At 58.3% G+C, this 17,300-nt stretch carries 13 protein-coding genes; 3 read left to right on the forward strand and 10 right to left on the reverse strand.

The window, feature by feature from the left end; translation table 11 throughout:
- Positions 1 to 19 precede the first annotated feature (19 nt).
- The 8 genes from VDP81_RS03370 to VDP81_RS03405 all read right to left on the reverse strand — a co-directional run bounded on the left by VDP81_RS03370 (position 20) and on the right by VDP81_RS03405 (position 8,982).
- Positions 20 to 1,537, reverse strand: coding sequence for a M81 family metallopeptidase (locus VDP81_RS03370; RefSeq protein ID WP_322994477.1), 1,518 nt, complete (start codon positions 1,535 to 1,537; stop codon positions 20 to 22).
- 18 nt (positions 1,538 to 1,555) lie between these two features.
- On the reverse strand, positions 1,556 to 2,818 hold the full coding sequence (locus tag VDP81_RS03375; protein ID WP_322994476.1) for a Zn-dependent hydrolase: 1,263 nt from the start codon (positions 2,816 to 2,818) through the stop codon (positions 1,556 to 1,558).
- A gap of 48 nt (positions 2,819 to 2,866) precedes the next feature.
- Positions 2,867 to 3,580, reverse strand: a complete 714-nt coding sequence (locus VDP81_RS03380; protein WP_322994475.1) for an ABC transporter ATP-binding protein — start codon at positions 3,578 to 3,580, stop codon at positions 2,867 to 2,869.
- Positions 3,580 to 4,344 (reverse strand): ABC transporter ATP-binding protein, encoded by a 765-nt coding sequence (locus VDP81_RS03385; RefSeq protein ID WP_322994474.1) that lies wholly within the window; start codon positions 4,342 to 4,344, stop codon positions 3,580 to 3,582. The genes VDP81_RS03380 and VDP81_RS03385 overlap by 1 nt, the downstream gene beginning before the upstream one ends.
- Positions 4,341 to 5,330 (reverse strand): branched-chain amino acid ABC transporter permease, encoded by a 990-nt coding sequence (locus VDP81_RS03390; protein WP_322994473.1) that lies wholly within the window; start codon positions 5,328 to 5,330, stop codon positions 4,341 to 4,343. The genes VDP81_RS03385 and VDP81_RS03390 overlap by 4 nt, the downstream gene beginning before the upstream one ends.
- Positions 5,327 to 6,187: a branched-chain amino acid ABC transporter permease gene (locus VDP81_RS03395; protein ID WP_322994472.1), complete on the reverse strand. Its 861-nt coding sequence runs from the start codon at positions 6,185 to 6,187 to the stop codon at positions 5,327 to 5,329. Before VDP81_RS03395 ends, VDP81_RS03390 begins: the two co-directional genes overlap by 4 nt.
- Before the next feature lie 92 nt (positions 6,188 to 6,279).
- Positions 6,280 to 7,482, reverse strand: coding sequence for an ABC transporter substrate-binding protein (locus VDP81_RS03400; RefSeq protein WP_322994471.1), 1,203 nt, complete (start codon positions 7,480 to 7,482; stop codon positions 6,280 to 6,282).
- Positions 7,483 to 7,650: 168 nt separating this feature from the next.
- Positions 7,651 to 8,982, reverse strand: a complete 1,332-nt coding sequence (locus tag VDP81_RS03405; RefSeq protein WP_322994470.1) for an aspartate aminotransferase family protein — start codon at positions 8,980 to 8,982, stop codon at positions 7,651 to 7,653.
- A 158-nt stretch (positions 8,983 to 9,140) separates the two neighbouring features.
- Here VDP81_RS03405 and VDP81_RS03410 point away from each other — a divergent pair, with 158 nt between their 5' ends.
- Entirely contained in the window at positions 9,141 to 10,604 is a 1,464-nt protein-coding gene (locus VDP81_RS03410) for a PLP-dependent aminotransferase family protein (RefSeq protein ID WP_322994469.1), read from the forward strand.
- On the opposite strand, the gene VDP81_RS03415 is transcribed toward VDP81_RS03410, so the two are convergent.
- Complete coding sequence (locus tag VDP81_RS03415) at positions 10,535 to 11,518, reverse strand: LysR family transcriptional regulator (protein WP_322994468.1); 984 nt, start codon at positions 11,516 to 11,518, stop codon at positions 10,535 to 10,537. The two genes, VDP81_RS03410 and VDP81_RS03415, sit on opposite strands and share 70 nt — an antisense overlap.
- Before the next feature lie 108 nt (positions 11,519 to 11,626).
- On the opposite strand from VDP81_RS03415, the gene VDP81_RS03420 reads away from it, so the two are divergent.
- Positions 11,627 to 13,138, forward strand: coding sequence for a CoA-acylating methylmalonate-semialdehyde dehydrogenase (locus VDP81_RS03420; protein ID WP_322994467.1), 1,512 nt, complete (start codon positions 11,627 to 11,629; stop codon positions 13,136 to 13,138).
- A gap of 166 nt (positions 13,139 to 13,304) precedes the next feature.
- Positions 13,305 to 16,052: a pitrilysin family protein gene (locus VDP81_RS03425; protein WP_323011552.1), complete on the forward strand. Its 2,748-nt coding sequence runs from the start codon at positions 13,305 to 13,307 to the stop codon at positions 16,050 to 16,052.
- 66 nt (positions 16,053 to 16,118) lie between these two features.
- On the opposite strand, the gene dnaJ is transcribed toward VDP81_RS03425, so the two are convergent.
- Entirely contained in the window at positions 16,119 to 17,252 is a 1,134-nt protein-coding gene (dnaJ, locus tag VDP81_RS03430; RefSeq protein WP_322994465.1) for a molecular chaperone DnaJ, read from the reverse strand.
- Positions 17,253 to 17,300 lie beyond the last annotated feature (48 nt).

A 17,300-nucleotide genomic window follows, 5' to 3' on the forward strand; every position in this document is an offset into this window, starting at 1 on the left:
TTGGCAAGACCTGATCCTGCTAAATGCAAAAATGGGTATCCCGATCCAGCGGAAAGACAGGTCGGCGCACGGCCCGAAAATCAAACAAGGCATAGTTCGAGCTGGTCACACCGTCACTGTCGCATTCGACATATCCTCGTGCGATGGGGAAAAACACAGGCCGACAATACATCCTGGATTTCAGCAAAACAAACTGTTTTTGCGAAACATCCAGCCCGACACAAGTAAACACCCCGAGATCCCAAGGCTCGTGGGTGCGTTCGGTCACCACGATTTCAGCCCCCTCAATTTCCAGGAGTGCTGTACGCCCCATAGAACAAGTCATGCCATGGTAGGTCGGGCCGGAGATGACGTACTTGCCATCGCTCAAGTATTTAACCTTGCCTGTCAATACAGGCGGCACCTTTCGGACTCCGATCTTGCTTAGATCCCGTTTATTGCCCAGGCCTAAGCTGACTGTGCTGCCCTGTCCCGCCCGGAACAAAAGATCCACGGCCTCGGGATCACAGACCGGTCCGACCGCAATTTCCGTCAGCCCTTGAGCCAAGGATTCCAGCAGAACATCCATCGTGTCGCAGGTCCCGCCGGACATGCAGTTATCGCTGTGATCCAGCAGCAAGACCGGCCCATTGGGATTGCCGCATTCAGCCGAAGCCAAAATAGTTTCGCGTGACATTTGCCGTGCCCTGGCAACCGACTGGGCCAGTGCTTCGCTGGTATAAATGAAGCCTTCCCGATCATCCCAGATTTCCCCGGCCAACTGATCCGCAGCCGCCTGAGCCGACGCTGCATCTTTGCCCACCACGACTACACTGAGGCAAGGCGCAGGAATATCCGCCAATGAAAAACCCGCCATGACGGTCACGGCGTAAATATCGTCCTGAACTTCCAAAGCCCTGGCTTTGTCGACAGCCACCTGCATGGCCGGAGAAAGCGTGGCGCTTTTAAGCGTATGCGTCATCAAAGGCAATTGCCGCCAGGCCAGCGCCGGTCGACAGCGCCCTTGCATCATTTCGTGCATGATAGTACCCGCCAGATAGCCGGACTCATACATATCCACGTGGGGATAGGTTTTGAAACCTGTGATGATATCGGCATGATCCACCATCTTCTGGGTGACATTGCCATGCAGATCCAGGGACACGGCAATCGGCGTATCAGGGCATGCCGCCTTCAGACGCTCAAGCAGATCACCTTCTCCGTCGGCAGACGTCTGCACCACCATGGCACCATGCAAATCCAGAAGCATCACATCACAACCAGGAGCGGCATCCACAATGGCCTGGCAAATCGTCTGGTAGGCAGCGGCATCCACCGGCCCGCTGGGCCACGCAGTCGCCGAGACGGGCGTGACGATTTCCGCCCCCCACTGTTCAGCCAGTGCGATAAACGCCCCCATGGCGGTCGCCGCCCCCTTATTGACCCGATACGCCGCCTCACCGTAGTCGGGCCCATTCAGGCCAAATGCCGACAACGGCGTTGGAACCGGTGAAAACGTATTGGTTTCATGGTTCATGCGCGCAATCAAAACTTTCATTCGGTACTCCTGCTGCGATCAAACATTGACAATGCCCGCTGCCTGCAGCATGGCTTGCAGCAAGACATTCCCGCCGGCTTCGATATGCTCAGGCAAGGCGTCTTCGATCTCGTTGTGGCTGATGCCGTCCTTGCAAGGAATGAAAATCATGGCGGCTGGTGCAACCCGCGCCAGGTAAACCGCATCATGCCCCGCCCCGCTGACAATATCCCGAGACGGCAGACCCAGCCGCTGGCTGGCCTGACGCACGGCACCAACCATATCGGCATCAAACGGTTGGGGAGGAAAATAGACTACCTGTTCCAGCTGCATCCGAACACGCCCATCGGCATCCAACTGAGCGCAAGCGCTTTTCAAACCGGCATCCAGTTGATCAAGCACATGATCATTGGCGGCTCGCAAATCGACGCTCAGGCGCACCGTGCCGGGAATGACATTGCGTGAATTGGGATAGGCGTCAATCCATCCCACGGTTGAACGTGCATCGGGCGCATGATTCAAGGCTAGTTGATTGACTGACTGGATCAATCGCGCGGCAGCCAGCAGGGCATCCTGACGCATATCCATCGGGGTTGGCCCGGCATGGGCTTCCATGCCGGCGATGACCACGTCGTACCAACGCTGCCCCAATGCCCCAGTCACGACCCCGATGGGTGTGTCCGTGGCTTCAAGAATAGGCCCCTGTTCGATATGAGCCTCGAAGTAGGCCTTGATGGGGAAATGCTTGGCTGGCGTTTTCCCGGCATAGCCGATTTTTTTCAATTCATCGCCCACCGACAAGCCCTCAGTGTCCTTTTGCTTCAGCACGCCATCCAGCCCAAAGGCATCGACGAAGACACCGGAGCCCATCATCACAGGCACAAACCGGGAGCCTTCTTCGTTGGTCCACACCACCACTTCAATGGCAGCCCGTGTTTGGATATTGCGGTCATTCAGGCTGCGCAAAACCTCAAGCCCTGCCAGCACACCATAGTTGCCATCGAACTTCCCGCCTGTCGGCTGGGTGTCAATGTGGCTGCCGGTCAGGACGGGCGGCAAGGTGGCATCCCGGCCTTCCCGGCGTGCAAAGATATTGCCAATCTGATCGATGCGCACCGAGCAACCTGCTTCTTGGGCCCAGCGAACAAAAAGGTCCCTGCCCTGTCTGTCCAGTTCTGTCAGGGCAAGGCGGCAAACCCCCCCTTTTTTGGTAGCACCAATCTGGGCAAGATCCATTAAAGAACCCCACAAGCGCTTACCGTCGATACGCATCAGGGACTGCGTGGAAGACACTTTATCCATGACTACTCCAATTCAGATTGATTCAAGCCCAGGCCGTTGGCCTGTCCGTCAGACTGCCTGCGTTTGTTCGCCCACTCCTAAATACCGGTCTTTAACATCGGTATCCTGTTTGAAGGCCTCGTTGTCGCCTTGATAGACAATGCACCCGCTTTCGAGGATATAGTGCCGATCCGCCAGTTGGGTACAGACTTCGAGGTTTTGTTCGACCAACAGGATCGTGACACCGCTGCTGCGGATATGTTTGAGCTGCTCGACGATTTCCTCGACGATAATGGGGGCCAGACCTTCGACAGGCTCGTCCAAAATCAATAAATCAGGCGAGTTCATCAAGGCACGCCCAATGGCCAGCATCTGCTGCTCGCCGCCGGACAACTGCCCGCCGCCATTGCGCTTGCGTTCCTGCAGGCGCGGAAAGATCCGGTAAATATCCGCCAAAGACCAGCGCGATCCTTTGTAGGCAGCCAGCTTGAGATTTTCTTCGACGGTCAGTTGCCGAAAAATACCCCGTTGTTCAGGAATCAGGCAAATATTGCAGCCTGCAATCCGATAGGTAGGCAAGGCAGTGATATCGACACCATTGAACTGAATCTTGCCCTGCTTGGCGGGAACGATTCCCATGATGCTTTTCAGCGTGGTTGATTTTCCAGCGCCATTGCGTCCCAGTAAACAAACCAATTCACCTTGATCGACATGCAGCGAGACATCCTGCAGTACATGGCTCTGGCCATAATAGGCGTGAATATTTTCGACAGTCAGAAACATCAGGCACCTCCGGTAATCATTTTTCCAAGATATGCCTCTCGGACCCGTGCATCGCCTTTGATTTGTGTCGGCGTGCCTTCGACCAGCACTTTTCCCAGTTGCATCACGGTGATGGTGTCGGAAATATCCATGACGATGCCCATATTGTGCTCAATCAACAAAACCGTCAGGTCTTTGCGCAAGTCGCGAATAATGGCTTTCATGGAGTCGATATCATCGATTCCCATGCCTGAGGTGGGTTCATCGAGAAAAATCATTTTCGGCTTTGCTGCCAGCGCCATCCCGACCTCAAGGCGGCGCTGCTGGCCATGAGACAATTGACCGCTGACGCGTTCCATGCAGTGCGTCAGGCCGATCCGCTGCAAGATGCTGTCGATGAGATCACTGTGGTCCGTATGACCCAGCTTGCCCCCCCAGAAATGCAGCGCTTTGCCTGGTTGGATGCCCTGCGCGGCCACGCGCAAGTTCTCACGCACCGTCAAGGATCGGAACAAGGACGTCACCTGAAATGAGCGCGCCATCCCCAATTGGACCCGCTTGTAATCCGGCAACTGTCCGACTTCCGCATCCGTAAACCGAATGGAACCAGAGGTCAGGGGAACAGTCCCTGTCAGGCTATGAAACAGCGTAGTCTTGCCTGCCCCATTCGGCCCGATCACGGAATGCACCGTATTGGGTAGAACATTCAGGCTGACACCGGAGACAGCCGTGAATTTGCCATATCGTTTCACGACATCTTTGGCCTGAAGAATTGCTTGCGTCATGGTGTCTCCTTGTTGGCGGCACGGCTATCCGGTTGTCGCTGCCTGAAAAGTCTTGCCAGCATGGTGCATGCGCCCCACAGGCCACCTTGCATGTACAGACTGACCGCCATCAGCAGCAAACCAAAAATCATCAACCAGCGCGGCCACAGATGAGACAGCCAATCCGACAAAATCACATAAAAAGCAGCACCGAGCACCGATGCAAACAAGCTGCCTGTACCCCCCAGCACCGTCACCAGCAAAATGGATTCGCTCATGTGGTAGTTAATGCTGGTCAGGGGGGCAATGCCTGTCATCATGGCGTAAATGGCCCCACCCAGCGCGGTGACCGCGCCAGACAGCATGAAGGCCACCATCTTGAAATGAATAATGTCATACCCCAAGGCAGCCGTACGATCCGGGTTGTCGCGCATGGCCAGCAAAGTACGGCCAAAGATGGAATCCACCACACGCTGCACGGCCCAGAACACGACAACGAAAATCACCGCCACAAAGGAATAAAACTGCCAGGATGTCTGGTTGGGAAACAAGGTATAGCCAAACACGGAAAAAGCCGGCATGGGGATATCCAGCAAACCGTTATCGCCCCCCGTGACTTCCGGGATGGAAAAAGCCAAAAAATAAAACATCTGCGCCAAGGCAAGCGTCAACATGACGAAATAAATGCCCTTTTGACGTATCGCCAGCCAGCCCACCATACCGGCCACGATCACACCAACAACCATGGACAGGATCAGCACCAGCGGCATGGGCAGGCCTGTCGTGGTCAACAGTATCCCCAGGGTATAACTGCCCATTCCAAAGAATATCCCCTGGCCGAACGACAGCAGCCCCGCATAGCCCAGCAGCAGATTGCAGCCCAAAGCTGCCAGGGCAAAGACCAGCACTTCGGTCGCCAGAGAGCCGGACGACAACACCAATGGCAACACCAGCACCGTCACAAGGGCCAGAATCACATCGCGTTTATTTCGGATCATGGTCATCATTGCGCTCTCCCCATCAAACCATCCGGGCGCAGCAGCAGCACCAGGGCCATGGCCACATAAATCATCAGGCCCGCGCCAGACGGCCAAAGCGTGCTCATCAGGCTTTGCACAATACCCACCAGCAAGCCACCCAGCAAAGCGCCACTGAAGCTGCCCATGCCACCGACCACGACCACGACAAAGGCAATGGCCAGGGCTTCGATCCCCATATAAGGCTCCACCCCCCTCAGCGGCGCAGCCAGCACCCCGGCCAAGCCAGCCGTCACGGCCCCCAGGGCAAAGGTCAAGCCGAATATCCGATAGACATTGATGCGCAGCAGCGTCACCATTTCCGGCTGTTCACTGCCAGCACGGATAATGCTGCCCAAGCGGGTGCGTTCCAAGAGCAGCCACAGGGCAAACGCCAGCAAGGCTGAAAATGCAATGACAAACAGACGATATTGGGGATAGATGAAATCCCCCCAGATGACCACGCCAGACAGCCCCGCAGGCGGCGAGACATTCACCCCGACAGGCCCCCAATACGAGATGATGAGTTCCTGAATGACCCAGGCCAGACCCAAGGTGAACAGGATATGGAACTCGTGCGGCAAGTCATACATCTTGCGCAAGAGCAAGCGTTCGATCACCCAGGCACAGAAACCGACGATGACCGGCCCCAGGACCAGGACCAACCAGAAACTGATGCCTGATTGCACCAAGGCATAACAAACATAGGCACCCAGAAGATAAAAGGCGCCATGGGCAAAATTCACAAATCTCAATAAGCCGAATATGATCGACAAACCGACTGCCAGCAGGAAGTAAAGCATTCCTATGCCGACCCCGTTGATCACCTGGAGGAGGTATAGACTCACGACAGTAGTTTCCTGAAAAAGAGTGCCTCGGCTGCAGAAAACAGCCGAGGAAACAACGACACTTTTTTAATGCCGCCAGAAACTAGCCACGATCAGGCAGGCATCTTGCAGCCTGCTTGCTCTGGACTCAGGAACGATTGCCCGCCATGAACAATATCGCAATAGTCATCTGAATCAGCCATGGCCGATTTGGCTTTTCCTTTCAGGAGATAGTAATTTTTGATCACTTGGTGATCTTCCTTGCGGATTACCTCGGTGCCGGTCAAGCCGTCGTAACTGGTTCCCTCCATGGCGGCGATCACCGCAGCAGGATCTGCCGATCCCGCCTTGACAATGCCATCCGCCATCATCTTGCACATGATGTAGGCACCTGCCAGGCTGTAGTTCGGATTGATATTGAATTTTTCCTTGGTCTGCTGGACAAATATCTTGTTCAGCGGGGAATCAATCTGATGCCAATACTGCACCCCAAAGTAAACGCCTTCGCACAGATCGGCCCCCAGGGTCTCGAATTGCTCCAGGCCCGATGCCCAGGCCATCAAGATCGTGGTGTTGGTTTTCATACCAAAGCTGACTGCCTGGCGCAAAGCTTCCGAGCTTTGTGAACCGAAATTCAACAAGACCAGAACATCCGGCTTGCTGGCCATGGCATTGGTCAGATAACCACTGAACTCGCGCTCATCCAGCGAGTGATAGCTATTGCCGACCAGTTCCAGGTTATTTTCTTTCAGAATATCTTTGGTCGCCGACAGCAGGCCTTCGCCAAACACATATTTCGGCGTGATGGTGTACCAGCGCTTGGCATTGGGCAGCATCTTGATCAGAGGGCCAATGGTTTCCCGAACAGCGCCGTACGTTGGCACGGACCAGCGGAATGTGGCCCGGTTGCAATCTACCCCGGTGATTTCATCTGCCCCGGCTGTCGTCACAAAAACCCCGCCCAGCTTGTCCAGCTCTTTGCCTGCAGCCAAGGCTTCAGAAGATAAAATCCCGCCCCCGAAGAACCGGGCCTTATCCTGTTCGAACAGATCCTGAACCTGGCGTACAGCAGTGGCAGGCTTGCCCTGAGTATCCAGCACCTTAAAGGCTGTTGGCCGCCCGATCAGTGTTTTGTAATGATCGAAAAAGAGTTCAGCCCCCATCGCAGCGAACTTGCCGTTGGCGGCAAAAGGGCCAGACATCGGATTGGGAATGCCAAACAAAATCTGGGGTTCTGCCGCAAAGGCGGATTTCAAGGACAGCGGCGTCGCCAGCAAGGCAAGACCACCTATTTTGAGAAGATCACGTCTGTTCATATTGTCTCCGTATCTTTTATATTGAGCGTGTCAAGAATGCCGCCCATTAATGAACATGCCATGCCTATGCGCGAGGGCGCGCTAGGCTGATGACAAGATGGGAGGGGCGGCCCCCCCGTTCAGCCTCAAGCAAAAAATGTGGATCACAGCCTCACCCCGATTCACGGATCAATCCACGGTTGCCAGCACCGTTGCCAGCGTGCCGAAAAGCTGGGCAATCTGGTCTTCGGTAATGATCAGCGGTGGCGAAACCGCAATGGTGTCGCCGGTGTAGCGCACCAACACCCCTTGATCAAAGCATTTTGAAAAGACCTCGGCGGCGCGGGCGCCCGGCGCACCAGGACGCGGCGCCATCTCGATCCCGGCCACCAACCCCAGGTTGCGGATATCGATCACGTGGGGGCTGCCCTTGAGGGCATGGGCGGCGGCCTCGAAGGGCGCAGCAAGACCTGCTGCGCGCTGGAACAGGCCTTCATCACGATAAATACCCAGGGTGGCTCGGACCGCAGCAGTCGCCAGCGGGTGTGCCGAATAGGTATAGCCATGGAAGAATTCGATGCCGGCTGCGCTGGCATCAATAATCGTGTCGTGTACAGAACGACGCACCGCCACGGCACCGGCTGGCACGGCGGCATTGCTGATGCCCTTGGCCATGGTGATGAGATCAGGCGTCACGCCGAAGAACTCGCTGGCGGTGGCGGCACCCAGGCGGCCAAATCCAGTGATCACTTCGTCGAAAATCAACAAGATGCCGTGTTTTTCTGTGATGGCCCGCAATCTTTCAAGATAGCCCTTGGGCGGCAGCAAGACACCGGTGGAGCCCGCCAGGGGTTCGACGATCACGGCGGCAATGGTAGAGGCATCGTGCAAGGCGATGATGCTTTCCAGGGCATTGGCGAAATGTTCGCCGCCCCAGGCGGGCTGGCCGTGCGACCAGGCGTTGTGGGCCAGGTCATGCGTATGCGGCAGGTGATCCACGCCTGGCAGCAACACCCCTGAAAACGCCTTGCGATTGGGCGAGATCCCCCCAACCGATATCCCGCCAAAGCCCACGCCGTGATAGCCGCGCTCGCGGCCGATCAAACGGGTGCGCTGGCCTTCGCCCCGGGCGCGATGGTAGGCCACGGCGATCTTCAGTGCGGTATCGACGGATTCGGAACCGGAATTGGTGAAGAACACCCGATCCAGCCCCTGCGGCATCATGGCGGCAACATCCGACGCCGCCAGGAACGAGTCCTCGTGGCCGATCTGGAAGCTGGGGGCATAATCCAGACTGGCTGCCTGGCGGCTGATGGCATCCACAATAGCCTGACGCCCATGGCCAGCGTTGACACACCACAGCCCCGAGGTGCCATCCAGCACCTGATGGCTATCGCCGGCGGTGTAGTACATGCCCTTGGCCGCCGTCAGCATACGAGGATGCGCCTTGAATTGGCGGTTGGCAGTAAACGGCATCCACAAATTGGACATGTCTGGGGATTTTTTCACTTCAGTTTGCATAACAGCCTCTCAATGCAGGGTTTCGGAGACCAAAAATCAGTGAATCCATTCTGGTCTGGCAGACAGGCGAAAACCATACACGGTGACAGAATCCTCAGATAACTGTACAGTCAGAACCGAGACAACTGTATTGATTGATAACGATCAGGCCAGCAATCATGATTTTTTTCATCCCGGATCGCCGACGCAAGGAAACGCCCTCCCTGGTGGATCAAACCGTCGCAGCACTGGAACACGCCATCCAACAAAAGACCCTGCGCCCCGGCATGGTCCTGCCTTCAATTCGCCAGTTTTCCCGGGATCACGGACTCAGCACCTTCACAGTCACGAACGCCTATAACCGCCTGGTCGCACGCGGCCTGGTGCAATCCCAGCCGGGGGCAAACTTCCGGGTCAGCCGCCAAAAACCCGTGCTGCAGTCCAGCGTTCCTCAGTGGGTCATGCCGCGTATTGGCTCGTCCTGGCTGCTGGCCGACGTCTTCGCCGATCACTCGATTTCGATCAAGGCAGGGTGCGGGTGGCTGCCGCCCGACTGGCACGACGAAGCCGGGCTGCCACCCGCATTGCGCCAGATCAGCCGGGCCCCCGTCAGTCAGGTATCGTCCTATGGTCATCCGCTGGGGTATCACCCGCTGCGCGAACTCATTACCCAGCGCCTGCAAGACCATGGCCTGGATGTGGAACCCAATCAGATCCTGCTGACGCACGGGGCTACCCAGGCGCTGGACATCGCGGTACGCACCATTCTGCGTCCAGGCGACCACGTCGCCGTCGAATCCCCCTGCTATGCCAATCTGTTGCAGATTCTGGCCCTCAGCCAGATCGTCGTCCATGCCGTGCCCCGCACCCGCGAAGGCATTTGCGAACAAACTCTGGAAGACCTGGCGGCACAGCATCCGATCCGCGCCATGTTTGTCACCACCGTGCTGCAAAATCCCACGGGCGCCAGTTTTTCCATGGCAGGCGCTTTCCGCTTGCTGCAACTGGCGGAACGCCATGACTTTCTGGTCGTCGAAGACGATGTATCGCGCGATCTGCTGCCCGAGCCCGCCCCGCTGTTGGCCGCTTTGGCAGGCACCAGCCGGGTGATTCATATTTCGGGTTTTTCCAAAAACGTCATGCCATCCACCCGGGTCGGCTATCTGACCTGCGCCAAGCCCTTGGTCGAACAATGCACGCACACTAAAATGTCGCTGGGGCTGACCTCAGCCGAACTCATGGAGCGCGCGGTATTTCAAGTCTTGCGCGATGGCCGACACAGCACCTATATGCGCAGTATCCGCGAACGTCTGCATCGGGCCCATGACCAAGTCGCCACCATGATGCAAACGCATGCGTTCGATATCTGGACAGAGCCTGGGGCCGGGCTGTTTCTGTGGGCCAGGCCGCCCTATCCCTTGTCCCGGGACAGCATGATCAGCCTGGCTGCCCGCGCCCTGCAGGCCGGCATCTGGCTGGCGCCCGGCAGCTACTTCGACCCCGAAGGCCAGGAAGCAGGCTGGTTCCGCTTTAATGTCGCTTATAGTGCAAACCCGCGACTATGGCAGTTCTTTCAGGAAGAACGGGAACGCGCGGAATCCGCCCCACCATCGAACCCATCGGCAAAGACTTCCAGCAGATAATCCAGCAACACCCGGACATTGCGCGGCGTGCGGGCCGAATAAGGTCGCAGGGCAAAAATCGTGCGGCCAAACGTATTGACTGCCTGCCAATCGGGCAGGATTTCCTGCAATTTCCCTTCCCGAACCGCCTGCTGCGCCGAAAAATCCGGCAAAACGGCAATGCCCAAGCCAGCGCACGCCATATCGCGCAGCACCTCGCTGTTATTGGCCACAAAACAAGGCTGAACAGGCACCGTGACGGGTTTTTCCACCGATGATGACCGGGTCGGCTTAAATACCCAATTGGTCACCCCTTGCTGGCGGGGATAATGCAAATGATGATGCCCCTTGAGCTGCCAAGGGTCCTGGGGCGTCCCCTGCCTGGCCAGATAGGCAGGGCTGGCCAACAACAGTGTGCGGGTGCTGCACAACGCCCGTGCCACATAAATATCCGGCGGCACTTCGATATGGCGCAAGGCCAGATCGAAGCCTTCGGAGGTCAGGGACACCAGGCTATCGCGCATGTCCAATTCCAGGCGAATCCGGGGATAGCGCCGCATGAATTCCGGCAGGCACGCCACCAACTGCTGACGCGCAAACGCCACTGGCGCCGTCACCCGCAACAAACCCGCCGGCACCGTGGATAAATCCTGGACCTCGGCAAAGCTACGGGCAATCTGTAAGTAGGCATCCCGCGTGTCGTCCACCAGTTGGCGGCCCGCATCGGTCAGGCGCACCGAGCGCGTCGTACGCAGAATCAGTGGGACACCTGCCACAGATTCAAGTTCGGCCATCCGTTGGCTCATGGCGGCCTTGCTGACCGCCAGCCGCCGCGCCGCCGACGTAAAACTGCCTTGTTCCGACAGAACGTTCAACCAGTGAATGTGGGGCCAGAGCCGATCAATGTTTTTGTAATCCATATGATTATTGTTCATTATTTTAAACAATGATTCCAGCTTTTTAGGCTATGCAGTCCAGCGGCCCCTTCCTACACTGGTTTGAAAATCGCGTTACCAGCCACCCACCATTCCCTGGAGACTTCCATGCAGGCTTATACAGATACCGCAGATGTAGTTCATTTCATCAACGGGCAGCGCACCTTGGGGCAAGGGTCAAAAACTCAGGCCATCTTCAATCCAGCCACCGGTGCAGTCGCCCGGCAACTGCGGCTGGCCTGTGCCGCCGATGTCGAATCCGCCGTCAGTTCCGCCGTCGCGGCATTTCCGGCCTGGGCCAACACCCCCGCCCCCCGCCGCGCCCGCGTCATGTTCAAGTTCCTGGAACTGATGAACGCACACTGCGAAGAACTGGCTGCCATCATCACGGCAGAGCACGGCAAGGTCTTCAGCGACGCCATGGGCGAGCTGGCCCGCGGCATCGATATCATTGAATTCGCCTGCGGCATCCCGCAGTTGCTGAAAGGGGACTACACCGAACAAGTCGCGACCGGGTTGGATAACTGGACTGTTCGTCAGCCCTTGGGCGTCGTGGCAGGCATCACGCCGTTCAACTTTCCGGCCATGGTGCCGTGCTGGATGTTTCCGCTGGCCCTGGCCTCGGGCAACTGTTTCATTCTCAAACCCAGCGAACGCGATCCTTCAGTCTCGCTGCGGATCGCCGATCTGTTGCGCGAAGCTGGCCTGCCCGACGGCGTCTTCACCGTGCTTCAGGGCGACAAGAACACGGTGGATGCCTTGCTGACCCACCCTGACGTACAGGCCATCAGCTTTGTCGGCTCTACCCCGATCGCCCGGTCCATCTACGAGCGCGGCGCACACCACGGGAAACGCGTTCAGGCCCTGGGCGGCGCCAAGAACCACATGGTGGTCATGCCCGACGCCGACATGAATCAGGCGGTCGATGCGCTGATCGGCTCGGCTTACGGGGCCGCTGGCGAACGCTGCATGGCGGTTTCCGTCGCAGTCCTGGTGGGCGATGCCGCCGACCGCATCGTCCCGATTCTGGCAGAACGCGCGCGCACCTTGAAGGTTTCGCACGGCATGGACCCTCAGGCCGAAATGGGCCCGGTCATCACCCAAGAGGCCGTCCAGCGCATCACCAATTATCTGGAGATCGGCGTCAACGAAGGGGCAACCCTGGTGCAGGATGGCCGCCAACTGAAGGTTCCCGGCCACGAAGCAGGCTTTTTTATCGGCGGCTGCCTGTTTGACCATGTCACGCCCGACATGCGCATCTACCAAGAGGAAATCTTCGGACCTGTCCTGGCCTGCGTGCGCGCACCCGATATCGAATCCGCGATCCAGATCATCAACACCCACAGCTTCGGCAATGGCGTGGCCTGCTTTACGCGCGATGGACACGCTGCCCGCGAATTCGCCCGCCGCATCCAGGTCGGCATGGTGGGCATTAATGTCCCCATCCCTGTACCCATGGCCTGGCACGGCTTTGGCGGCTGGAAAAACAGCTTGTTCGGCGATATGAACGTCTACGGCGAGGAAGGCGTGCGCTTTTACACGCGCCAGAAATCTGTCATGCAACGCTGGCCCGACAGCGAAGCCAAGGGTGCGGAATTCGCCTTCCCCACGCACGGCTGAGCCACAAAACCGATTGCCAGGTCGCTGAATCCCGGCATGGGCGGCCCCTTCGAGCCGCCCGCTTTGAAGAACCACCGTAAAGGCGGTTCTTTTCATGCCCGGCGGCCCAGCTTCGTCCTTATTTGAAGTAAGGTGATGAACTCTTTCCCACCTCCCGCCTGCATCCATGAATCGACTGAAAACTTGCCTGGCCCTATTGATACTGGCTTTAACTGGCCTGATGCCTGTTTATGCCAGCAACACAGCGGCGCCCGCCGACGGCATCCAGCCCATCGTCACTATCCAGGGCGTCAGCGAATACCGGCTGGATAACGGTCTGACCATTTTGCTGGCACCCGATCCATCCCGCGCCCAGACCACGGTCAATATGAGTTACCGGGTGGGATCACGCAACGAGGGGGCAGGCGAGACCGGCATGGCGCATCTGCTGGAACATCTGCTGTTCCGAGGCAGTCCCCAATTTCCGGACGCCATGGCCGAGTTTTCCCGGCGCGGACTGGCCGCCAATGGCTCCACCACCACCGATCTGACCAACTATTACGCCACCTTCGCCAGCGACCCGGAGACTTTGCAGTGGTACTTATCCTGGCAGGCCGACGCCATGCTCAATGCCAGCATCAGCCGCCAGGACCTGGATGCGGAAATGCCGGTCGTGCGCAATGAGATGGAACAGGGCGAAAACAGCCCCTTCAGCATTTTGATGCAGCAAACCAATGCCGCCGCCTATCTATGGCACCCGTACGGGCGCAGCGTGATCGGGGCCAGATCCGACGTTGAAAACGTAGATATCACCCAGTTGCGAGCCTTTTATCACCAGTACTATCAGCCCGACAACGCCGTACTGATCGTTGCCGGGCAATTCGACCCTGCCCAAGCTTTGCAGTGGATCACCCAATCGTTTGGCACCATCGCCGCGCCCAAGCGCATCCTGCCTCCTGAATACACCACCGAACCCGTCCAGCAAGGCGCACGCGCCGTCACCCTGGAACGCATAGGCGGCAGCCCCATCGCCATTGTGCAATACCATCTCCCCGCCAGCGCCAGCGATACCTTCACGGCTCTGTCCATGGGCACAGCCATGCTGGCCGACAGCCCAGCCGGCCCCCTGTATCAGGATCTGGTTCAATCCGGCCAGGCCAGCCAAGTGTTTGGCTTTGCCCGTGCCCTGCAGCAACCCGGCTATGCGGTCTTCGGGGCTCAGCTACAACCTGGCGCCGACCCTCAGGCTGCCTTGCGCGCCCTGGAAACCGCCCTGGAAACCAGCGGCATCCCCCTGCTGGACCAAGCCGCCCTGGAACGCAACCGCACGGCCTGGCTGAATCAATGGCAGAAAGTCTACGACCACTCGGCCAGCCTGGCCGACGCTTTGTCCGACGCCGTATCGCGTGGCGACTGGCGTCTGTTTTTCATCGAGCCCATGCAGGTGCGCGCCCTGACCCTGGACACCATCCGCCAAGCCCTGACTACCTGGCTGCTGCCGACCAACCGGACCAGCGGGCTTTATCTGCCCACGTCAGATCCTGTCTATGCCCCTGCAGCCCCGACCGCTGACCTGGCCCCTTGGATCGCACAGTTGGAAACCGGCACCACCCGTCCCGCCACGACGGCTTTCGACACGGACCCGCTGGCATTGGATAGCGCCACCCAGCGCAGCGTCCTGAACCTGCCCAACGGCCAGGTAGCCATGGCATTGCTGCCCAAGCCCACCCCTGGCGATCAAGTCTTCGTCAATATCAGCCTGCGGGCGGGTACTGTCCAGCAAATGCAAGGCCTGGGTCTGGTGCCCGACATCACGGCATCCATGCTGCTGCGCGGTGCCCAGGGGCTGACGCGCCAACAAATCGAAGATCGCCTGACCGAACTGGACTCCGGGCTGACATTCGGCAGCGCAGGCAATACCTTGACGGTCAGTATGCGCAGTTCGCGCCAACATCTGCCGACCCTGATGGAATTGGCCTTCACGCTCTTGCGCCATCCCAGCTTTCCGGAATCCGAACTGCAGGAAATCCAGCGCAGCCTGGAGACCAACATCGAAAACCAGGCCGTCAGCCCTGCCTGGCTGGTGCAAAATACTTTGCAACGGCACGATCAGCCATGGCAACCGGACGATGTCCGCTATACCCCAACGGCCCAAGAGCTGAGCGCCCATGCCAAGACCCTGACACGCGATCAACTGCAGGCCTTCCATCATCAGTTTTATGGTGCGGGCGACCTGCTGGTGTCCGCAGTGGGGGATTTTGATCCCCAGGCTCTGACCGACAGCCTGCGTCAGGGGCTGGCGGGCTGGCAACAGGCGCCCGCCTACCAGCGCATTCCCGATCCCTGGTATGCCGTCACCCCCGATGTATTCCACATTCCTGCCCCCGGCAAGGCCAATGCCAATTATCTGGCCGTGCTGCCCCTGAAACTGCAGGATACCGACCCACGCTGGCCCGCACTGGCGCTGGCCAACTACCTGCTGGGCGGTTCGCAGGACTCCCGCCTGTGGCAGGCCATCCGCGTCCAGGGCGGTCTGTCCTACACCGTGGGCAGTCGCGTGCAGGCCTCGGCCTGGGAGCCCTCCGGGGGCTGGTCGCTGTTTGCCACCATGGCCTCACAAAACGCAGCCCCACTGCAAACCGCCATGCAACAGGCCTTGGCCGACGCCCTGAAAACCGGCTTTACGCAGGCCGAAGTCGATCAGGGCGTCAAATCATTGCTGAACTATATGAAGCTGGGCCGATCCAGCGATAGCTGGCTGGCCAATCAGTGGCTGGACTATCTGGATACCGAGCGCAGCTTTGCCTGGCAGCAAGCCACGATCACCCGGCTGCAAGCCCTCAGCGCCGACGAGGTCAACCAGGCCATGCGCGATTTCCTGACACCGGATCAGCTCAGCATCGCGATTGCCGCCGATACCGCCCTCTCGCACTGAAATCCCAAGAAAAACCCCGCATTGCCTGAGGGCAGTGCGGGGTCTACAAGAAAAGCGCCAAAAAGATCAGGAAAAGAAGTTTTTGACCTTATCCGTCCAGGATTCGCTTTTTGGGGAATGGCGGTCACCACCATTACTGAGCGAGGCTTCGAACTGACGCAGCAACGCCTTTTGTTCGTCATTCAAACGCACTGGGGTCTCGACCGCCACGTGGCAATACAGATCGCCCGGATAGCTGGAACGAATCCCTTTGACACCCTTGCCGCGCAAGCGGAAGGTCTTGCCTGTCTGGGTGCCTTCAGGAATGGTGATCTCACCCCGCCCAGACAAGGTCGGGACTTCCAGGGAACCTCCCAAGGCGGCCTTGGTGAATGGAATCGTCAATTCACAATGCAGATCTTCGCCATCGCGCTGGAAGATACCATGCGGAATGATGCGGATCTCGACGAACAAATCGCCCGGAGGCCCGCCATTCACACCGGGTTCGCCATTGCCCGATGAGCGGATGCGCATGCCGTCATCGATCCCGGCCGGGATCTTGACCTGCAAAGTTTTGTTTTTGCGGATGCGGCCTACGCCATCGCATTCTGCGCAAGGGTTGGAGATTTCCTTGCCCGAACCATGACAGGTGGGGCAAGTCTGCTGCACGCTGAAAAACCCCTGCTGCATACGCACGGCACCGCTGCCGCCACACGTCTGGCAGGTATGCGGCGTCGTGCCGGCCTTGGCCCCCGACCCATGACAGAAATCGCAGGTTTCCCAGCTGGGAATGCGGATCTCGGTATCAAAACCGTTGGCCGCCTGCTCCAGGCTGATTTCCAGGTTGTATTTGAGATCGGCTCCGCGATAGACCTGCGGCCCGCCGCCACCGCCTCGCCGACCACCGGCGCCTCCAAATATCTCGCCAAAAATATCGCCAAAGGCATCGGCGAAACCACCCGCGCCAGCGCCCATGCCTGGGCCGGCAGCATTGGGGTCCACCCCCGCATGACCAAAGCGGTCATAGGCAGCACGCTTTTCTGCATCGGACAGCATCTCGTAGGCCTCTTTGGCCTCTTTGAATTTGTCTTCGGCTTCCTTGCTGTCCGGGTTACGGTCTGGGTGATACTTCATCGCCAGCTTGCGATAAGCCTTGCGGATATCGTCATCGGAGGCGTTCTTGGCTACCCCTAGGACTTCGTAGAAATCTCGTTTTGCCATGGCTATCGGTTACTTGCTGAATACGCTACGGTTAAAGGACAGATGCCC

It is taken from the genome of Castellaniella sp. (assembly GCF_034675845.1).
Classification (GTDB): domain Bacteria; phylum Pseudomonadota; class Gammaproteobacteria; order Burkholderiales; family Burkholderiaceae_B; genus Castellaniella.

Bases quoted from the DNA above. Each gene is read 5' to 3' on its own strand.
- VDP81_RS03415 (WP_322994468.1), bottom strand. From the start codon at position 11,518: ATGAACAATAATCATATGGATTACAAAAACATTGATCGGCTCTGGCCC.
- VDP81_RS03410 (WP_322994469.1), top strand. From the start codon at position 9,141: ATGATTTTTTTCATCCCGGATCGCCGACGCAAGGAAACGCCCTCCCTG.
- dnaJ (WP_322994465.1), bottom strand. From the start codon at position 17,252: ATGGCAAAACGAGATTTCTACGAAGTCCTAGGGGTAGCCAAGAACGCC.
- VDP81_RS03405 (WP_322994470.1), bottom strand. From the start codon at position 8,982: ATGCAAACTGAAGTGAAAAAATCCCCAGACATGTCCAATTTGTGGATG.
- VDP81_RS03380 (WP_322994475.1), bottom strand. From the start codon at position 3,580: ATGTTTCTGACTGTCGAAAATATTCACGCCTATTATGGCCAGAGCCAT.
- VDP81_RS03375 (WP_322994476.1), bottom strand. From the start codon at position 2,818: ATGGATAAAGTGTCTTCCACGCAGTCCCTGATGCGTATCGACGGTAAG.
- VDP81_RS03425 (WP_323011552.1), top strand. From the start codon at position 13,305: ATGAATCGACTGAAAACTTGCCTGGCCCTATTGATACTGGCTTTAACT.
- VDP81_RS03390 (WP_322994473.1), bottom strand. From the start codon at position 5,330: ATGATGACCATGATCCGAAATAAACGCGATGTGATTCTGGCCCTTGTG.
- VDP81_RS03400 (WP_322994471.1), bottom strand. From the start codon at position 7,482: ATGAACAGACGTGATCTTCTCAAAATAGGTGGTCTTGCCTTGCTGGCG.
- VDP81_RS03370 (WP_322994477.1), bottom strand. From the start codon at position 1,537: ATGAAAGTTTTGATTGCGCGCATGAACCATGAAACCAATACGTTTTCA.
- VDP81_RS03385 (WP_322994474.1), bottom strand. From the start codon at position 4,344: ATGACGCAAGCAATTCTTCAGGCCAAAGATGTCGTGAAACGATATGGC.
- VDP81_RS03420 (WP_322994467.1), top strand. From the start codon at position 11,627: ATGCAGGCTTATACAGATACCGCAGATGTAGTTCATTTCATCAACGGG.